Annotated in this window: 20 protein-coding genes and 1 tRNA gene; 8 read left to right on the forward strand and 13 right to left on the reverse strand. The window is 64.5% G+C overall.

The genetic code is table 11. The annotated features are described in order from the left end of the window. Positions 1–65: 65 nt before the first annotated feature. The 5 genes from AC07X9_RS15210 to AC07X9_RS15230 all read right to left on the reverse strand — a co-directional run bounded on the left by AC07X9_RS15210 (position 66) and on the right by AC07X9_RS15230 (position 5,301). Positions 66–578, reverse strand: coding sequence for a sterol desaturase family protein (locus tag AC07X9_RS15210; protein WP_026002142.1), 513 nt, complete (start codon positions 576–578; stop codon positions 66–68). A 44-nt stretch (positions 579–622) separates the two neighbouring features. Further along, the gene (locus AC07X9_RS15215) at positions 623–1,903 is read right to left on the reverse strand and encodes a mechanosensitive ion channel family protein (RefSeq protein ID WP_017181690.1); all 1,281 of its coding nucleotides are present in this window, start codon (positions 1,901–1,903) and stop codon (positions 623–625) included. A gap of 4 nt (positions 1,904–1,907) precedes the next feature. Next, positions 1,908–3,140, reverse strand: a complete 1,233-nt coding sequence (gene metC, locus AC07X9_RS15220) for a cystathionine beta-lyase (RefSeq protein ID WP_017181689.1) — start codon at positions 3,138–3,140, stop codon at positions 1,908–1,910. Further along, complete coding sequence (locus tag AC07X9_RS15225) at positions 3,137–3,982, reverse strand: sulfurtransferase (protein ID WP_017181688.1); 846 nt, start codon at positions 3,980–3,982, stop codon at positions 3,137–3,139. The genes metC and AC07X9_RS15225 overlap by 4 nt, the downstream gene beginning before the upstream one ends. A gap of 74 nt (positions 3,983–4,056) precedes the next feature. Further along, a complete protein-coding gene (locus AC07X9_RS15230; protein ID WP_017181687.1) occupies positions 4,057–5,301 on the reverse strand; it encodes a hypothetical protein in 1,245 nt (414 codons plus the stop codon). 89 nt (positions 5,302–5,390) lie between these two features. Between AC07X9_RS15230 and queF the strand changes: the two genes are divergently transcribed. Then, positions 5,391–5,852: a preQ(1) synthase gene (gene queF, locus AC07X9_RS15235; protein WP_017181686.1), complete on the forward strand. Its 462-nt coding sequence runs from the start codon at positions 5,391–5,393 to the stop codon at positions 5,850–5,852. Between the two features lie 252 nt (positions 5,853–6,104). Next, positions 6,105–8,768: a M1 family metallopeptidase gene (locus AC07X9_RS15240; protein ID WP_017181684.1), complete on the forward strand. Its 2,664-nt coding sequence runs from the start codon at positions 6,105–6,107 to the stop codon at positions 8,766–8,768. Between the two features lie 88 nt (positions 8,769–8,856). Here AC07X9_RS15240 and AC07X9_RS15245 read toward each other — a convergent pair whose 3' ends face one another. The 6 genes from AC07X9_RS15245 to hspQ all read right to left on the reverse strand — a co-directional run bounded on the left by AC07X9_RS15245 (position 8,857) and on the right by hspQ (position 16,316). Continuing rightward, complete coding sequence (locus tag AC07X9_RS15245; RefSeq protein ID WP_017181683.1) at positions 8,857–9,921, reverse strand: phytase; 1,065 nt, start codon at positions 9,919–9,921, stop codon at positions 8,857–8,859. Continuing rightward, the gene (locus tag AC07X9_RS15250; protein WP_017181682.1) at positions 9,921–12,704 is read right to left on the reverse strand and encodes a TonB-dependent receptor; all 2,784 of its coding nucleotides are present in this window, start codon (positions 12,702–12,704) and stop codon (positions 9,921–9,923) included. Before AC07X9_RS15250 ends, AC07X9_RS15245 begins: the two co-directional genes overlap by 1 nt. 199 nt (positions 12,705–12,903) lie before the next feature. Then, on the reverse strand, positions 12,904–13,086 hold the full coding sequence (locus AC07X9_RS15255; protein ID WP_017181681.1) for a DUF3606 domain-containing protein: 183 nt from the start codon (positions 13,084–13,086) through the stop codon (positions 12,904–12,906). Between the two features lie 96 nt (positions 13,087–13,182). Further along, positions 13,183–15,144, reverse strand: a complete 1,962-nt coding sequence (locus AC07X9_RS15260; RefSeq protein ID WP_017181680.1) for an OPT family oligopeptide transporter — start codon at positions 15,142–15,144, stop codon at positions 13,183–13,185. A gap of 94 nt (positions 15,145–15,238) precedes the next feature. Then, positions 15,239–15,988 (reverse strand): GDSL-type esterase/lipase family protein, encoded by a 750-nt coding sequence (locus AC07X9_RS15265; protein WP_017181679.1) that lies wholly within the window; start codon positions 15,986–15,988, stop codon positions 15,239–15,241. Further along, complete coding sequence (gene hspQ, locus AC07X9_RS15270) at positions 15,945–16,316, reverse strand: heat shock protein HspQ (protein WP_017181678.1); 372 nt, start codon at positions 16,314–16,316, stop codon at positions 15,945–15,947. The genes AC07X9_RS15265 and hspQ overlap by 44 nt, the downstream gene beginning before the upstream one ends. 148 nt (positions 16,317–16,464) lie before the next feature. Between hspQ and AC07X9_RS15275 the strand changes: the two genes are divergently transcribed. The 5 genes from AC07X9_RS15275 (at position 16,465) to AC07X9_RS15295 (ending at position 18,760) form a co-directional block, all read left to right on the forward strand. Further along, a tRNA-Ser gene (locus AC07X9_RS15275) sits at positions 16,465–16,554 on the forward strand. 58 nt (positions 16,555–16,612) lie between these two features. Further along, positions 16,613–17,266: a glutathione S-transferase gene (locus AC07X9_RS15280; protein WP_017181677.1), complete on the forward strand. Its 654-nt coding sequence runs from the start codon at positions 16,613–16,615 to the stop codon at positions 17,264–17,266. Positions 17,267–17,455: 189 nt separating this feature from the next. Further along, positions 17,456–17,716: a hypothetical protein gene (locus AC07X9_RS15285; protein ID WP_017181675.1), complete on the forward strand. Its 261-nt coding sequence runs from the start codon at positions 17,456–17,458 to the stop codon at positions 17,714–17,716. A 213-nt stretch (positions 17,717–17,929) separates the two neighbouring features. Continuing rightward, entirely contained in the window at positions 17,930–18,100 is a 171-nt protein-coding gene (locus tag AC07X9_RS15290) for a hypothetical protein (RefSeq protein WP_017181674.1), read from the forward strand. A 66-nt stretch (positions 18,101–18,166) separates the two neighbouring features. Next, entirely contained in the window at positions 18,167–18,760 is a 594-nt protein-coding gene (locus AC07X9_RS15295; protein ID WP_017181673.1) for a nitroreductase family protein, read from the forward strand. 4 nt (positions 18,761–18,764) lie between these two features. Here AC07X9_RS15295 and AC07X9_RS15300 read toward each other — a convergent pair whose 3' ends face one another. Beyond that, on the reverse strand, positions 18,765–19,730 hold the full coding sequence (locus AC07X9_RS15300; protein WP_037514068.1) for an NAD(P)/FAD-dependent oxidoreductase: 966 nt from the start codon (positions 19,728–19,730) through the stop codon (positions 18,765–18,767). A gap of 30 nt (positions 19,731–19,760) precedes the next feature. After that, a complete protein-coding gene (gene folE / locus AC07X9_RS15305) occupies positions 19,761–20,378 on the reverse strand; it encodes a GTP cyclohydrolase I FolE (protein ID WP_019051956.1) in 618 nt (205 codons plus the stop codon). A 121-nt stretch (positions 20,379–20,499) separates the two neighbouring features. Here folE and AC07X9_RS15310 point away from each other — a divergent pair, with 121 nt between their 5' ends. Then, positions 20,500–21,087 (forward strand): PAS domain-containing protein, encoded by a 588-nt coding sequence (locus tag AC07X9_RS15310; protein WP_026002140.1) that lies wholly within the window; start codon positions 20,500–20,502, stop codon positions 21,085–21,087. Positions 21,088–21,097 lie beyond the last annotated feature (10 nt).

A 21,097-nucleotide genomic window follows, 5' to 3' on the forward strand; every position in this document is an offset into this window, starting at 1 on the left:
CGAGCGTAGTCGAGAAACGTTCAGCGCAAGTTTCTCTACTACGCTCGAAACGAACGGATGTTGTGTTAGCCGCCTTTCGCCGCGCCACTCGCTGTCCGCACGCCCGCCCGATTGCGGCTGGCAAGTTCGCGTTTCAGATCCTCCGGGCGCGGGGCTACGAGAAACCCGAAGCTGACCGTGCCTTCCTTGGTCTCGACCACATGATGCAGCCGGTGCGCCTGCACGATGCGCTTCATATAGGGAGAACGGGCGACATAACGGTTCTTCACCCGCTGGTGGACGATGATGTCGTGGAAGCCCAGGTAAATCGCGCCATAGGCCGCGATCCCGGCACCGCAGGCGGTGGCCAGATTGCCCCAGCCCCATTGCACCCCGCCCAGCAGCAGGATGATGGAGGGCAGGGCGAAGATCACGAAATAGAGATCATTGGCCTCCCACATTCCCAAACGCGGGCGATGGTGGCTGGCATGCAGGAACCAGCCCGGCCCGTGCATCACCCAGCGGTGCATGACATAGGCAAAGCCCTCCATCGCAATAACGGTCGCTAGAAAGACGAGGGCTGGCAGCAGGATCGACATGGCATCCATATAGGCGGGCGGGCGCGCTGGCGCGACCCGTAAAGCTACGAGGTGGACGAAAGGTCGGGGCCGGGCGAGGCCGGGCGCACCGGGGCGGCGTGGATCACGCGCTGGGGGTAGGGGATGATGATGCCATTATCCTTGAACAGGTGCCACAGCCGGTTGAGGACGTCCGACTTCACATTGCTGACGCCACCTTCCGGGTCGCTGATCCACACCAGAATCTCATGATCGACGCGACTGTCGCCAAAGCCGATCAGCCAGACATTGGGTTCGGGTTCGCGCAGCACGCGCCGGCAATCGAGCGCGGCCTGCCGCATCAGGCTTTGCGCCAGCGCAAGATCGCAATCATAGCTGATCCCCACGGGAATGCGGACGCGCACATTCCGGTTGGAATAGGACCAGTTCTCTACCTCCTGCGTCATCAGATTTTCGTTGGGGATCAGATGTTCCTTGCCGTCGCGGGTGATGACGCTGACGGCGCGGACGCCGATCTTGTTCACCCAGCCGAAACTGTCGCCGACAACGATGACGTCGCCCGGCTTGATCGAGCGATCCATCAACAGGATGATCCCCGCGATCAGGTTGCCGAACGTCTTTTGCAGGCCAAAGCCCACGGCCAGGCCCAGCGCGCCGGAAAAGACGGCAAAGGCCGTGAGGTCTATGCCCAGCAGGTCGACGCCGATGAAGAAGGCGGCGACGATGACCGCGATCGCCGCGAGTTTTTGCGCCAGCAGCTTCTGGGTCGGGTCGAAGCCCTGCGTATGGTCGATCGATCGCCCGATCAGCCGGTTGGCGAGGCGGACGAGCGCGAAGAGCGCGACGCAGGTGGCGGCGATGGAAAGCAGCCCCAGCAGGGTGATGCGCCGCTTGCCAAGGCTGATGCCGACCGTGTCGAGCATCGCGCCAACCGGGGCAAGGCCGCCACTGGTGCCCGACACGATGCTGAGGAACAGCAGGAGCGCCAGCGGCAATACCGCCCAGCGGGGAATGGCCAGGGTCCGCAGCGCATAGACGGCGAGCAGCCCGACCGAGAGGCCAAGGCCGATGCCCAGGACCAGGTGGCCGACCGAATCATGGGGCCAGAAGGCGGCGGCGATGCCGATCATCAAAGCGGAAATGGCGTAGCGCAGCATCGCCCGGAGCCGCAGGGCGAAGGCTGGTCCCATGACCTGGGCGCGCGGCTGGAGGCGAGGGCCGATGAAGCGGGCGCACCCGGCGGCGGCCAGGTGGAGCAGCAGCGCGAACGCCAATGCGATCAGCGGATGGATGATGCCGCTGTCGTCGGGGACATGGGCCAACAGCCAGTCTATGCCCGATAGCATCGCCCTACGCCCCGTCGCGGACGGCGCGGAAACGGGCAAGGCCGGCGGCGAGGTCGGCGATCAGGTCGGCTGAATCTTCCAGGCCGATATGAAGGCGGATGGCCGGTCCCTGTGCCTGCCAGACGGTCGCGCTGCGGTAGCGGGCGGGATCGATCGGCAGGGCCAGGCTTTCAAAGCCGCCCCAGCTATAGCCGATCCCGAAATGGGCCAGGCCGTCGATCAGGGCGGCGCGGGCCGCATCGTCGCCGCCGTTCAGGATGAAGCTGAACAGGCCGGTCGATCCGCTGAAATCGCGCTGCCACAGGGCGTGACCGGGGCAGTCGGGCAGGGCGGGGTGAAGGACGCGGGCGACCTCCGGCTGATCCTTCAGCCAGCGGGCAACGGCAAGCGCGCTGTCCTGATGCTGTTTGAGGCGCACGCCGAGCGTCCGCAGCCCGCGCGACGCGAGCCAGGCGTCGTCGGGGCTGACCATCTGTCCCAGCAGATAGGCGGTCTGCCGGACTTTGGCGAACCATTGGTCGTTAGCGGTGATGCTGCCCATCATGACATCGCTGTGGCCGACAATATATTTGGTGCAGGCCAGGATCGAGATGTCGACGCCATGGGACAGGGCGGGGAAATAGAGCGGCGTCGCCCAAGTATTGTCGGCCAGGGTCGTGACGCCATGCTGGCGCGCGAGCGCGGTGATGGCGGGCACGTCCTGCACCTCGAAGGTCAGGCTGCCGGGGCTTTCCAGGAAGAGGGCGCGGACCCTCTCATCGGCTAAGGCGACACTAAGCTGAACATGATCGAGCGGATCGTAAAATATCGTTTCGATACCGTAACCATCAAGCATTTGCGTGCAGAAGTTGCGGGTCGGGTCATAGGCGCTGTCAACCATCAACAGCCGGTCGCCGGGCTTGAGCACCGCCATCAGCGCGCAGGCAATCGCCGCGACGCCCGACGGAAACAGCATCGTGCCGGCCGCGCCCGGTTCCATTTCGGTGAGCGCGTCGGCGAGGCTCCAGGCCGTCGGCGTCCCCTTTCGCCCGTAGAACAGCCGCTCATGCGTGCTGCTGCCTGCCGCGCGGCGCAGATGGGCGACATCATCATAAAGGACGGTCGATGCGCGCCAGACCGGCGGGCTGACGATCGCGCCGGGCTGGCCGGGCATGCCGGTCCATTCGGGCTTGCGCCCCGCCTGCGCCAGCTTGGTCAGCGGCTTGCGCGCGTCCTTGTCCGATCCCCCCTTGCTCATGCCGGGCCGGTCGCCTTGGGCGTGGCGGGATCATAGCCCCATTCGGACCAGCTGCCGTCATAAAGGGTAACGTCGCGATTCCCCAGCATTTCAAGGCCCGCCAGCAGGATCGCCGCGGTCACGCCGCTGCCGCAGGTGGTGATGACCGGGCGGTCAAGGTCGATTCCCGCGTCGTGCAACAACTGGCGCAGATCGTCCCCCGTCTTCATGCTGTTGTCGGGATTGAACAAGGCGGCGGAGGGCAGGTTGCGCGATCCGGGGATATGGCCAGACGCCATGCCGGGGCGCGGTTCGGCCTCTTCCCCCGTGAAGCGACCCGCGCCGCGCGCGTCCAGCACTTGCGCGTCATGGCTTGCCAGATTGGCGATCAGGTCGGCCTTGGTGCGGACCTGACCGGGGGCGCGGCGGGCGATGGCGTTGCCGGTTGCGGGGGTGACGGGGCCGCTCTGTGTCGCGCGGCCCTCCGCCACCCATTTGGGCAGGCCGCCGTCCAGAATCGCGGCCGATGCGCCCAGGCCATAGAGCCGCACCATCCACCAGCCGCGCGCCGCGCTGTGGGTGGGGCTATTGTCATAGACGATGACGCGGCTGTCGGTGTTGATGCCCAGCGCCTGCGCGCGCTGCGTCATCAGCGTGTCTGGCGGCAGCATGCCGGGGGTCGGATCGTCGGGGTCGTTGAGGGTCGGCAGGTCCATGAAGGCCGCGCCGGGGATATGGGCGGCCTCGAACTCGGCGCGCGGGTCGCGCGGCGTGCCGGGCAGGAACAGGCTGGCGTCGAGGATGCAAAGGTCCGGCTTGCCCAGTTCTGCGGCAAGCCAGTCGGTCGAAACGAGAATGTCCATGCAATGCCCTTTGGCCTGATTTCGTGGCGCTACACCCTATTAGTAGGGCGCGCAGGCAGGGCTGGAAAGAGGGATCAGGACGGGACCAGTTCCCCTGCGGCGCGGGTGGCGGGGCGGCGATATTGCCGTGGTCCCTGATCAAGGCGGAACGGGGCAAGCCGGTCGGCGGGCGGCTCCTGCTCCTGGCCCAATATGAAGGCGCGGGCGGTGCGGCCATGCCCTTGCGGCTCGCCCCCATCCGGTCCCCAGTGATAGCTGGCGTCGAAGGCGGCGAGCGGGATCAGCAGGCTGCGCTGGCCCATCGTCACCGGCACGATCTCGTCGGGCATCAGCCGCAACTCGCCGGTCAGCCGCCGGGTTTCGCCCGGCATGATCGCCATGGCGGAATGGAGCGGCAGGCCGCTTTGCTGGGCGAAGAAGGACTGGAGCAGCGCCTGTTGCTGCGCCCCTGCGTTGCCGATGATGCCGCGCACCAGCACGTCCTGCGCGGGCGTATCGCCCCGATTGTGAAGCAATAGCGTATAGCCCACGGTCATGCCGACCAGCGAATAGCGCGCGAGGCTGAGGTCCAGCGCCATGTCCAGCCATGGGCGATCGGGCGCGTCGGGTGTCGCGGCGACGGATGTAGGTTCGGGTGCGGGTTCGGGCGTCGGCGCGGGCTTTGGCGCAGCCGCGGCTTTGGGCGGGGCGGGAGCCGGAACAGGCGCGGGCGGCGCGATCTCCACCTCTGCCGCATCCGGTGCGATCGGGCGACGGCGGCGCAGCAGGAGGATGGCGGCGAGCGCCAGCAGCAAGAGCGCACCGCCGATGATCCACGGCCAGGGCGTGGTGTTCGCGTTCGCGGGTGGCGGCGGTGCTTCTTCTGGCGCACTGGCGGCGGGCGTCGGGGCAGGCTGTGGCGCGGGCGTTGATGCCGGCGCTGGGTCTTTGGTTCGCTCCGGCGCTGGAGTAGGGGCTGGGCTGCTTTCAGCTTCGGGCGTTGCGCGTTCCGCTGCCGCACGGGGCGCCGTCTGTTCCGGGGTAGCGCGCGACGGGCGGGCAGGCGGTGGCGCGGCCCGTTGAGCGGGGACTTGTGGCGCGGGCTGGGCGGGCGCGGGCGTCGGCGTGATCGTCGGCGCTATGACCGGCGGCGGGGCCGCTGTTGTCGCGGGCGCGCGGAACACGTCGAGTTCCGGCCCCTGCCGGTTGGGATTGGCCGGTTGCGGCGCGCTGGTGGGGGGCAGGGTAAAGACCGGCGCGGCGTCCTCCGCCTGCTGGGCATGAACAGGCAGCGCAAGCAGCAACGGCGCGGCGAACAGGAACGAACGATGATACCCCATGGGCCGAGCCAAGGCACAAGCGCGGCTGAACCGCAAGTGAACAATGAGAAGCCGATGACACCAGCCGTGCAATCGCGTAGGGCAGCGCCATGACCGACCCTGCCTTGACCCCGCTCCATCTGGGCCAGACCAGCGCCCTTCCCGCCCGCCCGGAAGAGGCGGTGCTGGATTATGTCCCCAATCCGCGCCCCGGCCGCAATTATCTGGTCCGCTTTGCCGCGCCGGAATTCACATCGCTCTGCCCGGTGACGGGCCAGCCCGATTTCGCGCATCTGGTGATCGATTATGCGCCCGGCGACACGATCGTCGAATCCAAATCGCTCAAGCTGTTTCTGGGCTCATTCCGCAATCATGCCGCCTTTCACGAGGATTGCACGGTGGGCATCGGCGAACGGCTGTTTACGGAGATGAAGCCGGTCTGGCTGCGTATCGGCGGATATTGGTATCCGCGCGGGGGCATCCCCATCGATGTGTTCTGGCAATCGGGCGCGCCGCCGCAGGATTTATGGCTGCCCGCGCAGGATGTGCCCGGCTATCGCGGGCGGGGATGAAGAACCAAATCCGTTCGGGCTGAACCTGTCGAAGCCTCGTCGCTCTGCGGCCCTTCGACAGGCTCAGGGCGAACGGAGGGCGGCGCTATGCGCCTCCCACTGTTTGACGAACGCACAACAATGTTCGACCAGCGACATCGCGACGCCATGTCATCGCGTGACCGATGCAGCGAAACGGGCTATCCCGCGTTTCATCACGGTGCCGGTCCGATCGGACCCAAGCCTGTCTGACGTGTCGGAGTCTGAAATCCTATGTCGCTTGCCAAAATCCTGCCGCTGCTGATCGCGGCCGCACCCATCGCCCTTGCCACGCCCGCGCTGGCGCAATCTGGTTCTTCGGCCGGTACCGCCGCCGGTCCCGCTGCCGGAATCACCACCCAATTGCCGCGTGGCGCTGCGCCGACCCATTATGCCATTGAAGTGACGCCCGATGAGGCGAACCTCTCCTTCACCGGCAAGGTGATGATCGACGTCACAGTCAGCAAGGCGATGCCCACCCTGGTGCTGAACGCCGCTGACCTCAGCATTGGCGACGTCATGCTGACCCCGGCAAAGGGCAAGGCGATGAAGGGCAGCGCCAAGGTGGATGCCGAGGCGCAGACCGTGACGCTGGATTTCGGCAAGCCGCTGACGCCGGGCCAGTATAAGCTGGCGATCGCCTATGCCGGTGTCATCAACACGCAGGCGAACGGGCTGTTCGCGCTCGACTATACCAATAATGAAGGCCAGGCGAAGCGCGCGCTGTTCACCCAGTTCGAGGCGCCCGATGCCCGCCGCTTCGTGCCGAGCTGGGACGAGCCAAGCTATAAAGCGACGTTCGATCTGAGCGCGATCATTCCGACCGGCGAACTGGCGGTCGGCAACATGCCGGTGAAAACCACCAAGGATCTGGGCGGCGGCAAGACCCAGGTGACGTTCGGCACCAGCCCCAAAATGTCCTCCTACCTGCTCTTCTTCGGCCTTGGCGAACTGGAGCGCGCGACCAAGATGTCGGGCGCGACCGAAGTGGGCGTGATCACGGGCAAGGGCAACAGTGGCAAGGCGACGCTGGCACTGGACGCGTCAGTCAATATCCTGCCCTATTTCAACGATTATTTCGGCGTGCCCTATCCGCTGCCCAAGCTCGACAATGTTGCCGGGCCGGGCCAGAGCCAGTTTTTCAGCGCGATGGAAAATTGGGGCGCCATCTTCACCTTTGAACGCGCGCTGCTGGTCGATCCGCGCTTCACATCCGAAGCGACCAAGCGGCGCATCTACGAAACCGTCGCGCATGAAATGGCGCATCAATGGTTCGGCGATCTGGTCACCATGGCCTGGTGGGACGATCTCTGGCTGAACGAGGGTTTCGCCAGCTGGATGGCGACCAAGGTGACCGACAAGCTGCAACCCGACTGGGAAATGCTGCTGACCCGCGTGGACGGGCGCGAGGCGGCGATGAGCCTCGATTCGCTCGCGACCACCCATCCGGTTGTGCAGAAAATCACCACGGTCGATCAGGTCAATCAGGCGTTCGACGCCATCACCTACCAGAAGGGTGAGGCGGTCATCACCATGCTGGAGGGCTTTGCCGGCGAGGATGTGTGGAAGAATGGCATCCGCAGCTATATGAAGGCACACGCCTATGGCAACACCGTGACCGATGACCTGTGGAAGGCAGTCGAAGGTGCGGGCGCCAAGGGTCTGGTCGCGATCGCCCATGATTTCACCAGCCAGCCGGGCATCCCGCTGGTGACGGTCGAAAGCGCGCAATGCCAGGGCGGGCAGACGGTGCTGAGCCTGAGCCAGGGCGAATATAGCCGCGATGCCAAGGGCAAGGCGCCGCTGAAATGGAATGTGCCGGTGATGGCGCAGACGATCGGCGGCGCGCCGCAGCGGTTGATTTTGCAGGGCAAGGGACAGATGACGCTGCCCGGTTGCGGCGCCTATGTCGTCAATGCGGGGCAGACGGGCTATTATCGCTCGCTCTATCCCGCCGCCAATGTGCAGGCGCTGGCCAAGGATTTCACCAAGCTGGCCTCGATCGACCAGACCGGATTGCTGGCGGATAATTTCCAGCTGGGGCTGGCCGGTTATCAGCCGATCGGGCTGGCGCTGGACCTGATCGACGCAGTGCCGATGGCCGCCAGCCCCGCCGTGCTGGCGGAGGTGCCGGGCTATCTCGACAGTGCCTATGCCATGCTGGAAAGCGACAAGGCGGCGCAGGGTCGGGTCGCGGCCTATACGTCGGCCAAGCTGACCCCGGCGCTCACGGCCATCGGCTATGATGCGAAGGCGGGCGAAGGCGCGCAGGTGCCGGTGCTGCGATCGGCACTAGTATCCACGCTGGGCGATATGGGTGACAAGGCGGTGGTCGCCGAAGCCAACCGTCGCTTTGCCGCGCTGGCGAGCGATCCCGCCGCGCTCGACGGGCCGCTGCGCAATGTGTGGCTGGCGATCATCGCGAAGAATGCGGACCAGGCAACCTGGGACAAGCTGCGCGCAATGGCCAAGGGTGCCAAGACCGATCTGGAAAAGAGCAGCCTGTTCGCGCTGCTGGGTGCGGCGAAGGATGAGAAGCTGGGTCAGCAGGCGCTCGATCTGGCGCTGACCGACGAGCCGGGCAAGACGACCAGCGCGGCGATCATCGCGCAGGTCGGCGCTGAACATCCGATGCTGGCGGTCGATTATGTGCTGGCGCACCGGGCGCAATATGAGGCGCTGATCGACGTGTCGGCGCGCAGCCAGGCCCTCGCACGGCTCGGCGGCGGATCGGCGGACCCGGCGATGGCGACCAAGCTGGACGCCTATGCGACCCAATATCTGACGCCCGAATCGCGCAAGGTGGTGGATCGGTCCATCGCCGCGATCAAGACGCGGATCGAAACGCGCAATCGGCTGAAGGCGCCGCTGGCGGCCTGGTTCGCCGGACAAAAGTAAAAGTTGATCGCTCCCCTCCCGCTTGCGGGAGGGGTCGGGGGAGGGCGTGTACAGCCCCTCCCCTAACCCCTCCCTGAAGGGAGGGGCATTACAGCCCCAGCGCCTTCACGATATCGTCCCACGCCACGAGCTTGAAATTCTGCGCCGCCGCCGCGTTGTGGCCGTCCTGCGCCACGAACAGCCCGCCGGGGAATTGCGGGCCGAAATCGCCCAGCATCAGCTCGATGCCGTCGGTTTCTTCCGATCCGCCAATCGCGCCATCGACCACGCGGAAACGGCCGACATAGGCGTCGTCGGACAGGCGATAGGCGACATAGGCATTGTCGCCCTGGCTGGAAACGAGGACATAGCCGTCCTTCTCACCCATGGGCGCGATGGCGACGCCTTCGGCATCCATGACCAGATTCTTGCCGTCCGCCGCCGCGATCAGCACTGGCGTGGCCGGGCCGGTCGCGCGCGCATCGAAACGCCACAGGCCGACATCTTCCTCCGCGACATAAAGGCGTGCCGTGCGGTCATCGACGGCGCAGCCTTCCGATTGCGTACCCAGTTTGAGCGTGCGGACGATGCGACCCATGGGCGCTGCGCCGGACATGTCGAGCGCGACCTGATTGATCGTCCCGTCCTTCAGCACGATGAAGGCGTAAAGCCCGTCAGCGTCGGACCCCATACAGATGCCATAGGCTTCGCCAGCGCCGCCATCGACCTTGCCCAACGCGGTCAGCTTGGCGGTGGCGGGATCGAGTCGGAAGAGCGCGATCTTGGCATCAGCAACAGCGCTGCGGTCGCTGGCGGCGACCAGAATGCCGCGCTCGCCGTTGATCGTCACCCCATCCTTCAGATCGACATTATTGACCCGGCCCGCGTCCAGAAAGTCGCGCACCTTGCCGTCCAGACCATAGACATAAAGGCCCGCCTTCTTGTCCGTGCCCACGATCAGGCTGGCGGCAGGATCAGCAGCATTGCGCCAGATCGCGGGATCGTCCGCCGCGTCCGCATTGGTCGTGCCGACCGGCGCAGTCTCGCCGCGCGCAGTCACGGAGACGGCGGGCGTGGCATTGGCGATGCGAACCGACACCGGGACTTCCCGTTCGCCCGTCGTCGCGCAGGCGGCGAGGGCGAGCAAGGGCAGGGCGGAGACGATCGCTTTCATCAGAAATTCACCGCCATGCCGAACTTCACGGTCCAGTTATATTCTTCAAATTGCAGCAGACGCTTGTTGCCGTTGAAGTTTTGATAGGCGAAATATTTGGCGTTGTTGACGTTCACCCAGTCTGCGAGCAGGCGCACGCCCGGCAGAACCTTATATTTGGCTGACAGGTCGAGCTGGAAATGATTGTCGACGATCCGGTCCGTGTCGGGCGCGTCGCCGACCTCGTCCAGATATTTGCTGCGATAGGTGCCGGCTGCGCGCAGCGAGAGGGGACCCTTTTCATAGCCCAGCACGGCGTTGGCGGTGTGCTTCGATGCGTTGGGCAGGCCGATGGTGCGCAGATAGGCATTATCGTCACCATCATAGCTGGTGATCTTCGCCTTGGCGTCGGTATAGCTGTAATTGAGGTTCACCAGCAGTCCGTCAAGCGGCGAAGGCAGAAAGTTCAACACCTGGCTGAAGGACAGTTCGACGCCCTTCACCTTGGCGGTGTCGCCATTCACGAAGTAGGACGCTTCGCTATAGGCAACGCCGTTATAGCTGCCATTGTCAAAGTCGCGGATCTGCGCGGTATAGTTTTTGATCGATTTCCAGAACAGGCCAGCGGTCAGCGCACCATTGCGGCTGAAATACCATTCAGCCGACGCATCCAGGTTCCAAGCGCGGAATGGCTTGAGATCCGGGTTGCCGAATTCGGCCGCGCCATCCTCGTCCCGCAGGAAACGCGGCGCGAGTTGCGACAGCTTCGGACGGACCAGGCTCTTATAGCCCGCGGCACGGAAAACCAGCCCCTGCGACGGTTCCAGGCGCGCAGTCAGGCTGGGCAGCCAGTCGGTATAATGTTTGGTGAAGATGTTGGGCGTTATGCTGTTTTCATCGCCATCGGTATCGACCAGATTCCCACGCAGGACATTGCGGGTCTGTTCCATGCGTACGCCGCCGATCAGACGCAGCGTCTCACTGTCCCAACGCCCCATCAGATATGTGGCCAGCACATCTTCCTTCGCGTCATAGTCGGCAGCGGCGGACTCATATTCGCTGGCGACGGGGTCCAGCCGGAACGCGCTCTGATTAGCATAGAAATAATCGGTGGCTGCGCCCTTGGCCGGGACCGGACCGATATTGGCCAGACGATAGGTCTGGTCACCCAATACATCCGCCAGATCGAGATCGGATTTGTCATAATAGTTCATGTTGAAGTCATAGCTTTTCTTGCGCCAGCGCGCCTTCATGCCTGCCTGGACGGTGAAGGTGCCGCTATCCGTTGCGAAGGCGCGGGCAATATCGCCCTTGATCGCATATTCGCGGTCGCGAGAATCGGACAGGATTGTCTGCTCGACGCGGTTGAATGCATATTCCGACGGGTCGTTGAACAGATCAGCGCCGCTGGTTACGTCGAATGTCGGGATGCGCGGGTCGGCATAGTTGAAATTCACGTCCACGCCATCTCCGTCGAAACGGGCGCGCCAGCGGATCGGATCGATCGATCCGGCTTCCTTTTCGCTCGATTCCGACCAGCTGCCCGAATAGATCAGCTTCCATGGCCCGGTTTCCGTGGTGCCGCCCAAAACCAGCGACTTGATGCGTTGCCGTTCGAACCGGTCTTTAAGATCCCGGCGCACTTCGATGCGACCGTCCTCATCGGTGAAGTTTGCGCTGTCGGCACCACCTGATGCAGGCTGCTCGTCCAGAACGAAGGTCAGGCGGCGGCGATATTCATGGTCGTCAAACTGATTGTAGATACCGCGCGCGTACAATTTCGTGGTGTCGCTGGGCATCCAGTCCATGTTGAGCGTGGCGCCGATCCGCTTGCGGGCCACGTCATAGTCGCGATATTCCAGCGTTTCGGCATAGTCGATGCCATCGTCGCTGCTGGTCCAGTCGGCCGCCTCGATATTATCGGTTTCAAACCGGCGCTTATAATAGCTCAGGCCACCTGAAATGCCGAACCGATCGGTCAGTCGGGTCGAAAAGTCGACGCTGCCCTTTGGCGTGACGGTGTTGGCATAATCGTTGTAACTGCCCTCCACCTTTGCAGAATAGAGATCCTTCTTCCGGTCGAAGGCGCTGGTGGTGTTGATTTCGATCGACGCGCCTATCGTGTCGGCGTCCATATCGGGCGTCAGCGACTTCTTGACCTCGATCGATTCGATCAGTTCGGATGGGACGACATCCAGCGCGACCGATCGAACGTCGCTTTCGGGCGCGGGCAGGCGGGCGCCATTGACCGATGCGGCGTTGAGTTCGGGGTCAAGGCCACGGACCGATACGAAGCGGCCTTCGCCCTGGTCGTTCAGGATGTTGACGCCAGGCAGGCGGCGCAGCGATTCAGCGACATTCTGGTCAGGAAACTGGCCGATGGCGTCGCGGGTCAGGACGCTTTCGACGCCGTCGGCTGCACGTTGGCGCGATAGGGCGGACGCCTGGTTGGCCAGCTGACCCACAACGATGATGGATGAATCGATGTCCGACCCGATGCGAATGTCGGCATCGACATCGCCGCTGGCAGGCACGACTACCGTGGTGCGGACCGGATCGGCACCGGTATAGCGCGCTTCGATGGTATAGGTGCCGGGCGCCATGTCGGGGAAGCGGTAGCTGCCGTCGCGTCCGGCTTCAGCAATGTGGCCGGTTTCGACAATGCGCAATTGGGTCGATTGCAGGGCGCGGGTGCCGGTGCCGTCGGACACGGTGCCCGTGATTGTGCCGGCAATTGCTGCAGCGGGGCTGGCGAGCGCAAGCATGATGGCAAAGCGGCTCACGCCGCGAAGGCGGTGGTTCATCGTTAGGACTCCCTGTTGTGCGCGGCAATGCGGTATTGGTCCGCCCGCCTGTCGTTGGGGCGCGCATTGGGAGATTGATGTTACAGGGTCATTCCAGAACCGTGACAAATTCGTGAAGGCTGCATTTATGACGTTACGGCGCGCGCAAGCCGACTGGGGCAGCCCATTTCGTGCGAGAGGCGGTTAATCCCGGCCCACGTCAGGGCGCGACGTTCAGATAGGCTGCGACGGCGTCGACGCTTTCGCCCACTGTATCGACCGCTTCCTCCAGTTCCTCGCGCGATACGCCGAAACGGCGGGTCCAATAGTCGACCGCCTCGGCATCATCCAGACTGACCTGGTTTACGTCCGGCGGCCCTGCCTGGTTATGGTCGTTGATCATCGCTGCGCCCGTCTAGTGAGTCTTCCCAAAGTATCAGCAATGCACAAATAGCGATCCGTTTCCGCTTCCCTTTAGGACAGGGCTTGACGGATGTCGTCAGGCCAGGGGCGCGGAAGCCCAGCGCCTCAACTTGGCGTACAGGCCGCCGATCACCGATGCGAAGATCAGGATCGACAGGGGAATGGCCAAGTGGCTTTCGCCGACCAGCGCGAGGGGCGTATCGCTGTCCGTCGCCGCGACGATCCCGGCGAAGGCGACGCCGAACAGGCTTTCGCCCACGATGAAACCCGTGGCCATCAGCACGCCCATCCGCTCGGCAAATTCCGGGTGCGACTGGCGCAGCGCCCAGCGATTGTAGAGATGGCCGATCACCGCGCCGACCGGGATCAGCAGGGTGAGCGCCATCGGCAGATAGATGCCCATGCCCACCGCCAGCGGAGGCAGGCGCAGCTTGCCTGCCTTGCCCAGCAATTCATCCACCAGCACGACGACCGCACCGATCCCCGCGCCGATGCCGATCAATCCCCAGTCGAGATCGCCGCCGAGCACGCCCTTGGCCAGGGCCGAAATGAGCGCGGCCTGCGGGGCGGGCAGGGCATTGGGTCCGGCCCCCGGCGCCCCGGCGAAACCGAAGGCGCTGTTGAGCAGGTCGAGCACCGGCGGGATGACGAGCGCGCCGAACAGCACGCCCAGGATCAGCGCGATCTGCTGCTTCCACGGGGTCGCGCCGACCAGCTGGCCGGTTTTCAAATCCTGCAGATTGTCGTTGGAAATGGTAGCGATGCCGAACACGATCGCGGTGGTGAACAGCGCATAGGCGACCAGCGCCTGCGCGCGATCGGGATCGCCGCCGGAGCCGTAGATCGCTGCCAGCATCAGCGACGCGCCCAGCACGGCCAGGATGCCGACGCCCGAAATCGGGCTGTTGGACGCGCCGATCAGGCCGGCCATATAGCCGCAGACCGATGCGATGACGATGCCCGCGACCAGCACATAGGCCAAAGTCAGCGCGATCACCGGAATGGGATTGGCCGCGATCGGCCCGCCCTGGGCAAAAATCCACAGCAGCACGCCGATGGGCAGCATTGACGCAATGATGGTGCCGCCGACAATGCCGATCGGCAGGTCGCGCTCGGTCAGTTCCAGCAGGCCGGCATTGCCCGCCTTGCGCGTGGCGTTGGCGACCATGGCGGACCGGATGCCGCTGACGATGGGGCCAAGGATTTTGAGCAGGGTCCAGATCGCGGCGACGCCGATCGTCCCTGCGCCGATGAAGCGCGCCTTCATGCGGAAGGTGGTGCCGACCAGATCAGCCAGGTCCGCGCCGGCGGGCAAGGGCGCTGTCAGGTAGGGGACGATGCCGACCCAGCTGATCAGCAGGCCCACGAACATGGCAACGCCGACCGACAGGCCGACCAGATGCCCAACGCCGATCAGCGCCATGGAAAAGCTGGTCGACATGGATGTCGCACCTGCACCGAATTTGAAGAAGGTTGCGGCTTCCTCAGCCAGCAGCCGGGTCTTGGCGACGATGGAAAAGGCAGCGGCGGCCAGCGCGCTCAGCAGGATCGCGGACAGGCCGCGCTTGTTTTCTTCCTCGCCCAGCCGCGATCCGGCGCCGACCTTCAGCACTTCGGCGGCGGCGACGCCTTCGGGATAGGGGAGGGGCGATCCGGTGACGAGCGCGCGGCGCAGCGGCACGGAATACATGACGCCCAATATGCCGCCCAGGGCGATGGTGCAGGCTGAAAGCCAGTAGGGAAAGCCCTGCCACCAGCCGATGATGACCAGCCCCGGCAGCACGAAGATGATCGCGGACAAGGTGCCTGCGGCCGACGCGATGGTCTGGACGATATTATTTTCCAGGATCGTGCCGGTTGCGAACAGGCGCAGCACCGCCATCGAGATGACGGCGGCGGGGATCGATGTGGCGAAGGTCAGCCCGATCTTGAGCCCAAGATAGACGTTGGCGGCAGTGAAGATGAGCGTGATGAGCGCGCCGAGGATCACCCCGCGCAGCGTCAGTTCGGCCATCGCGCTGGCCTGTGCCTTCTCCATTGTCACCCTTTATCCCCTTGGCTCGGCGCTTGTCGCCCGGACTTGTAATAATGTTGCTTGGCTATGGATCAATCGGAAAGTGCAATCGGGTGGCTCAGGAGGCCTTTCTTGTCGCATTTGGCGTCTGGGTGGCGTGATCGAGCCAATTGTCGACCAGTCGCGTCCAGCGCTGGTAGCCGCGCGGATTCATATGCAGTCCGTCCGGGCGAAAGAGCGAGGCGTCGGGCAGACCGTCACGCGCCAATAACAGGCTGCCGACGTCTAGGAAGGTGAAGCGCTCCTTCGCGGCGCGATGGGCGATCGCCTGATTCACCGCCGCCATTTTGGACCATAAGGTCCAGCGGATCGGGCTGGGTTTCAGGGAAAGGAAGGCGATCGCCGCGCGCGGATAGTCGCTGCGCAGCCGCTTGAGCAGGGTCAATATGTCGGTGGTGACCCGGTCGGGGCTGGCGCCCGCAGCCAGGTCATTCTCGCCGACATAGACGACGATCGTGCGCGGTTCGATCGGCGGGAGAAGGCGACGATAATAGCGCAACACGTCGGGGGTGCTGGCCCCGCCAAAGCCGCGATTGACGGTCGGAATGTCGGTAAAGCTTGCCGCTATGTCCCACAGTCGGATGCTGGAACTGCCCAGGAACAGGGTCGCGCCATCGACCGGAGGGCTTTTGGCATTGGCCTTGGCAAAAGCCTCGATCTCCCGCGCGAACGGAAAGGCGGGGTCGGGATTGGGCGGCCGATCCTGCGCCTGCGCGCCAGCCGCGCCGGGCACGGCGAGCGCCAGCAGCAGCGCGGCGGTCGCCCTAGTGGCGATGGAGGTGGCGCAGGCGATATTTGCCGTCCGCATAGGCACCGAACATACCTGTAATGGCAGGGTGATCGACCGGCTCGTCACTGTCGTCGGCGATCAGATTCTGCTGGCTGACATAGGCCACATAGCTGGATTCGCCATTTTCGGCGAGCAGATGGTAGAATGGCTGCTGCTTGTCTGGCCGCGCATGTTCAGGGATGGCGTCATACCATTCCTCGCTATTGGCGAACACCGGGTCAATGTCGAACACGACGCCGCGAAAGCCAAACATGCGATGCTTGACGACGTCGCCAATGCTGAAGCTGGCATGGACAATCGGCGGCGCGCTGACGCCCGTGCCGAAAATCTGAATCGTGTTTCTCATATGTCCAATTTAGGAGCCTTCGCCCGCCACACAAGAAAAATACCGACAAGCCTGCTTGGCAAGGCGGGATTCATTCGCTAATGGCCGCGCTCGACCCGGTTGGGACGGGCTTTTCCTGTGCGAAAAGCCGCATGTCCCGGCCTTCTGCGGAGAGGTGGCAGAGTGGTCGAATGCACCGCACTCGAAATGCGGCGTGCCGGTGACGGTACCCAGGGTTCGAATCCCTGCCTCTCCGCCAGTTTTCTGTCGATCCATTGCTGTCGTGGTGCTTTTGCGCGATAAGGGCGGTGTTTCCCATGTCGTCGCTTCCCATTCTCTACAGCTTCCGCCGCTGCCCTTATGCGATGCGCGCCCGGCTGGCTTTGCTGGTGAGCGGGCAGGCGGTTGCGCTGCGCGAAGTGGTGTTGCGCGACAAGCCGGATGCGTTGCGGCAGGCATCGGCCAAGGCGACCGTGCCGGTGCTGGTGCTGCCCGATGGGCAGGTGATCGACCAGAGTATCGACATCATGCGTTGGGCGCTGGGGCGGGCCGATCCGGAAGGATGGCTGATGCGGGACGATGCTGGCCTGATCGCCGCCAATGACGGCCCGTTCAAGATGCATCTGGACCGGACCAAATATCCCGATCGCCATGGCAGCGATCCGGCGGTCCACCGCGGCGCGGCGCTGGACTGGCTGCATGTGCTCGACCGTCGATTGCACAAAAGCGCGCAGCTATGCGGCGCGGCGCGCGGATTGGCCGACATGGCGATCTTCCCCTTCGTCCGCCAGTTCGCGGCAATCGACCCGGCCTGGTTCGAAGCGCAGCCGCTGCCCCATCTGCGTCGCTGGCTCGACATCCATTTGCATAGTCCCCTGTTTGCCGCCGCGATGCTGCGCGTCCCGCCCTGGCGCGAGGGTGACGCGCCGGTGATTTTTCCGCCTGTAGCGGCCAAGGAAACTATTATCTGAATCGATCGCGAAAAAATGGCGGACAGTTCGGAAATATTGCCAACCAATGGCAAAAAATTCACGCCATGTTCAGAAGCTGAGTTAAAAATTCACGGTTTTCCGCGATTTTTTCAAACTGGCACGCCTCCTGCAACGTTGTCGGCATGATCCAATACGGATCGCCAACCATCATTCAGGGAGACATTCATCATGAAGACCATCGCTTTCGCCGCCGCCGTTGTTGCCGCCACGCTCGCCGTTTCGGCCGCCAGCACCCCCGCTTTTGCCGAGGCACGGGGCAGCTTTGGAAAAGCCAAGGTGACCTATGACGCCAAGACCGACCGCTATTGCTTCCGCGAAACCGTGACCGGTTCGCTGATCCCCGTCACCCAGTGCCAGTCGAAGGGCGAATGGGCCCGCAACGGCCTGACCATCAGCCGCAAGTCGAGCGTCCAGCTGGCCCAGCGCTGACACTGTTGCAGGCACCCGCGTCAGGGTGCCCCCCAATCTTCAGGGTGGCCGGTCCTGCCAGACCGGCCTGACCCGATTCCGGCTGCCGTGCCGAACCCGGCGCGCCACGCCGCCGCCCACCCCAAAGCATTTCTGTCTCGCTGCCCAGCATTGCTTGCGCGATTTTTGTCTATAGGATCGATAGATAAGCTGCGTGAGTCGGCAGGGGGATGCATGATCGAACGATATGGGCAGGACGGGCGCTTTGCCCGATTGCGGGCGCGTTTGGCGCGGGCGCTCTTGCGCGAACCCACGGTGATTTTGCTGGAGCGGGATGCCGATACCTTCATGCGGGCGCATGATCAGGGCAATCGGCCTGGCCAGCCCTGCGAAGCGATCCGCTGACCCCTTCGCAACTGCAATATCCACCCTATATGGAGGCGGTCTTTCACCTGCACGCAAGGAACCTCCATGGCCACCAGTCCCCGTACCGTGACCCGCGCGGTCGATCCGTTATTTGTGGAACGCTGGTCGCCCCGCGCCTTTGACAGGTCGCCCGTCCCGCAGGGGGATCTTGATACGCTGTTCGATGCGGCCCGCTGGGCGCCGTCGGCGTTCAATTACCAGCCATGGCGTTTTCTCTATGCCCATCGCGACAGCGCCGACTGGAGCCGGTTCCTTGGCCTTTTGTTGCCCTTCAACCAAAGCTGGGTGCAGCATGCCGGCGCGCTGGTCTATATCCTGTCCGACACGCTGACTGCCGCGCCGGGATCGGACGATTTAAAGCCGTCGCACAGCCACAGTTTCGATGCGGGCGCAGCCTGGGCCTTGCTGGCGCTGCAGGCGACGCGGCTGGGTTATCACACCCATGCGATGAGCGGCGTGGATTTCGATGCCGCCCGCGCCGAACTGGCGGTGCCGGACCGTTTCCGTATCGAGGCTGCGGTGGCGATCGGGCGGATGGGCGACAAGTCGGCCCTGCCCGAAGCCTTGCAAGCGCGCGAGGTGCCAAGCGACCGCAAGGATATCGCGACGTTCGCCCGACCGGGAAATTTCGTGGATTAAGGCGTCAGCCCGACCGGGCAACCGGCAGCGTCAAATCCTGCGCAACCCGCGCGCCGAGCATCCGGCCAGACAGCCAGGCCAGTTCGACGCGCGGCCCCAGTAGCCAGTCGCCGCACGCGCCCAGCCGGATATGGTCGTTCCACAGCGCGCCATTGTCGGTGCCGCGCGTCATGGCGAAGCGCCAGCGGTGCGCGGTAAGGTACGCCACAGGCGGCAACGCGGCCCCGCCGGTCATCTGCCCCAGCGCATCGAGCAACAGGGGGGCGATGGTGTCGGGGCTTTCCTCCAGATGGGTGGCCGACCAGGCGCCATTGGCCTGCACGACCCAGGCTTCCGGCCCGTCGCGTCCCGGCTTGGCGCTGTTGCGCGCCGCCCATGACAGGATGCCGCCGCCGGTCAGATGATCGACCGGCAGGTCGACGGGTCCGGTAAAGGCGATCATCGCGGTCCAGCAGGGTTGCGATCGCGCCGTCATCGCCACCCGCGCCATCGCCAGATCGTGCAGACCCAATATGGTGGCGGCCTGTTCGGAAGGCAGCGCGACGATGGCCGCGTCAAACGGTCCCTCCATGCCCGCGTCCAGCCGCACCCACCAACCGGCCGCGTCGCGTTGCAGGCCATGGACATGATGCAGGAAATCCACCCGATGGGCGGCCGCCATATGGCGGATCGGCGCGTTCATCGCCGGGTTGCCGATCCAGGCGTCGGCCCCGGCTTCAGGCCAGGGAACAGCGACCCCGGCTGCGGCCCAGCCATCGACCTGAAGGCGGAACAGCGGGTCGCGCACGGTAAAATATTGGGCGCCATGATCGAAACTGGCGGTGCCGATCGCGGTTTCCACCCGGCGGGTCGACATGCGGCCGCCCGGCCCGCGCCCCTTGTCGAACAGGCGCACGGCGATGCCATCCTCCGCCAGCCGGTCGGCGCAGGCCAGCCCGGCCATGCCTGCGCCTATGATTGCCAGCGTCACCCTGTGATGTCCTGTTTCAATAGCCCACCGTCAATAGCCCATCAGCGCAAGCAGTTCGCGGCGGCTGGCGCGATCGTCGAGGAAGCAGCCGAGCAGGCGGCTGGTGACCATCGCGACGCCGGGCGTACGCACGCCCCGGCCCGTCATGCAGCCATGCTGCGCCTCTATCACCACCGCGACGCCATGGGGCTGGAGATGATCCTGAATGCTTTGCGCCACTTCGGCGGTCAGCCGTTCCTGCACCTGTAACCGCCGGGCAAAGCCGTGCAGCACGCGGGCAAGCTTCGATATGCCCACCACCCGGTTGCGCGGCAGATAGGCGATCGAAGCCTTGCCGGTGATCGGCGCCATATGATGTTCGCAATGCGACTGGAACGGAATGTCCTTCAGCAGGACGATCTCGTCATAGCCGCCGACTTCCTCGAACGTGCGGGCCAAATGGCGGCCGGGATCTTCCTCATAGCCGGTGCAATAATCGCGCCATGCCCGCCCGACCCGTGCCGGCGTATCGCGCAAACCTTCGCGGTCCGGATCGTCCCCGGCCCAGCGAATCAGCGTTCGCACCGCGTCCTGCACGGCTTCAGGCACGATCGGGCGGCCATCATCGTCGAAAGCATAGCCGCCAAGGCCAGTGGGGATAAAATTCATGGCCTTTCCCTTTCGTTCATCAGGGGCCTGGTGCAGCCTGCTTGCGGCAGGCGGGGCATTTGGGGCAACATGCCCAAAGGGGCACCGCATCCGCCGATCGCCCGCCAGTCTGTGAGTGCCCATGTCTCTGTCTGAAATGATCGCCAACAGCGCGATCGCCGCCGTGATCAGCAACCCCCGCCTGCCCGACAATCCGATTGTCGAATGCAATGAAGCCTTCATTGCGCTGACCGGCTATACGCGGGATGAAATTGTCGGGCGCAATTGCCGCTTCCTGTCCGGGCCGGATACCGAACCCTGGCTCAGCGAGACGATCCGCGCTGGCGTGCGCGAACGGCGGCCGGTGCTGGTGGAGATATTGAATTACCGCAAGGACGGCACGCCGTTCCGCAACGCGGTGATGGTCGCGCCCATTTTTGGCGTCGATGGCGAACTGGACTATTTTCTGGGCTCGCAAATGGCGGTGGAAAGCCCGGACGCGACGGGCGCGGAACGATCGTCGGGCGCGCGTGAGCGGATCGCTGCATTGACGTCGCGCCAGCGTGACGTGCTGATCGCGATGGCGGCGGGCAAGCTCAACAAGCAGATCGCCTGGGATCTGGGCCTGACCGAACGCACGGTGAAGATGCACCGCGCCGCGATGCTCAAGGCGCTGGGCGTCAGGACCGGAGCGGAAGGGATCAGGCTGGCGATAGAGGCTGGCTATTAGGGCGCCCGTG

Source organism: Sphingobium sp. GW456-12-10-14-TSB1, assembly GCF_059424385.1.

Coding starts and splice junctions, on each gene's coding strand:
- AC07X9_RS15210 (WP_026002142.1), bottom strand. CDS start 578: ATGTCGATCCTGCTGCCAGCCCTCGTCTTTCTAGCGACCGTTATTGCG.
- AC07X9_RS15215 (WP_017181690.1), bottom strand. CDS start 1,903: ATGCTATCGGGCATAGACTGGCTGTTGGCCCATGTCCCCGACGACAGC.
- metC (WP_017181689.1), bottom strand. CDS start 3,140: ATGAGCAAGGGGGGATCGGACAAGGACGCGCGCAAGCCGCTGACCAAG.
- AC07X9_RS15225 (WP_017181688.1), bottom strand. CDS start 3,982: ATGGACATTCTCGTTTCGACCGACTGGCTTGCCGCAGAACTGGGCAAG.
- AC07X9_RS15230 (WP_017181687.1), bottom strand. CDS start 5,301: ATGGGGTATCATCGTTCGTTCCTGTTCGCCGCGCCGTTGCTGCTTGCG.
- queF (WP_017181686.1), top strand. CDS start 5,391: ATGACCGACCCTGCCTTGACCCCGCTCCATCTGGGCCAGACCAGCGCC.
- AC07X9_RS15240 (WP_017181684.1), top strand. CDS start 6,105: ATGTCGCTTGCCAAAATCCTGCCGCTGCTGATCGCGGCCGCACCCATC.
- AC07X9_RS15245 (WP_017181683.1), bottom strand. CDS start 9,921: ATGAAAGCGATCGTCTCCGCCCTGCCCTTGCTCGCCCTCGCCGCCTGC.
- AC07X9_RS15250 (WP_017181682.1), bottom strand. CDS start 12,704: ATGAACCACCGCCTTCGCGGCGTGAGCCGCTTTGCCATCATGCTTGCG.
- AC07X9_RS15255 (WP_017181681.1), bottom strand. CDS start 13,086: ATGATCAACGACCATAACCAGGCAGGGCCGCCGGACGTAAACCAGGTC.
- AC07X9_RS15260 (WP_017181680.1), bottom strand. CDS start 15,144: ATGGAGAAGGCACAGGCCAGCGCGATGGCCGAACTGACGCTGCGCGGG.
- AC07X9_RS15265 (WP_017181679.1), bottom strand. CDS start 15,988: ATGCGGACGGCAAATATCGCCTGCGCCACCTCCATCGCCACTAGGGCG.
- hspQ (WP_017181678.1), bottom strand. CDS start 16,316: ATGAGAAACACGATTCAGATTTTCGGCACGGGCGTCAGCGCGCCGCCG.
- AC07X9_RS15280 (WP_017181677.1), top strand. CDS start 16,613: ATGTCGTCGCTTCCCATTCTCTACAGCTTCCGCCGCTGCCCTTATGCG.
- AC07X9_RS15285 (WP_017181675.1), top strand. CDS start 17,456: ATGAAGACCATCGCTTTCGCCGCCGCCGTTGTTGCCGCCACGCTCGCC.
- AC07X9_RS15290 (WP_017181674.1), top strand. CDS start 17,930: ATGATCGAACGATATGGGCAGGACGGGCGCTTTGCCCGATTGCGGGCG.
- AC07X9_RS15295 (WP_017181673.1), top strand. CDS start 18,167: ATGGCCACCAGTCCCCGTACCGTGACCCGCGCGGTCGATCCGTTATTT.
- folE (WP_019051956.1), bottom strand. CDS start 20,378: ATGAATTTTATCCCCACTGGCCTTGGCGGCTATGCTTTCGACGATGAT.
- AC07X9_RS15310 (WP_026002140.1), top strand. CDS start 20,500: ATGTCTCTGTCTGAAATGATCGCCAACAGCGCGATCGCCGCCGTGATC.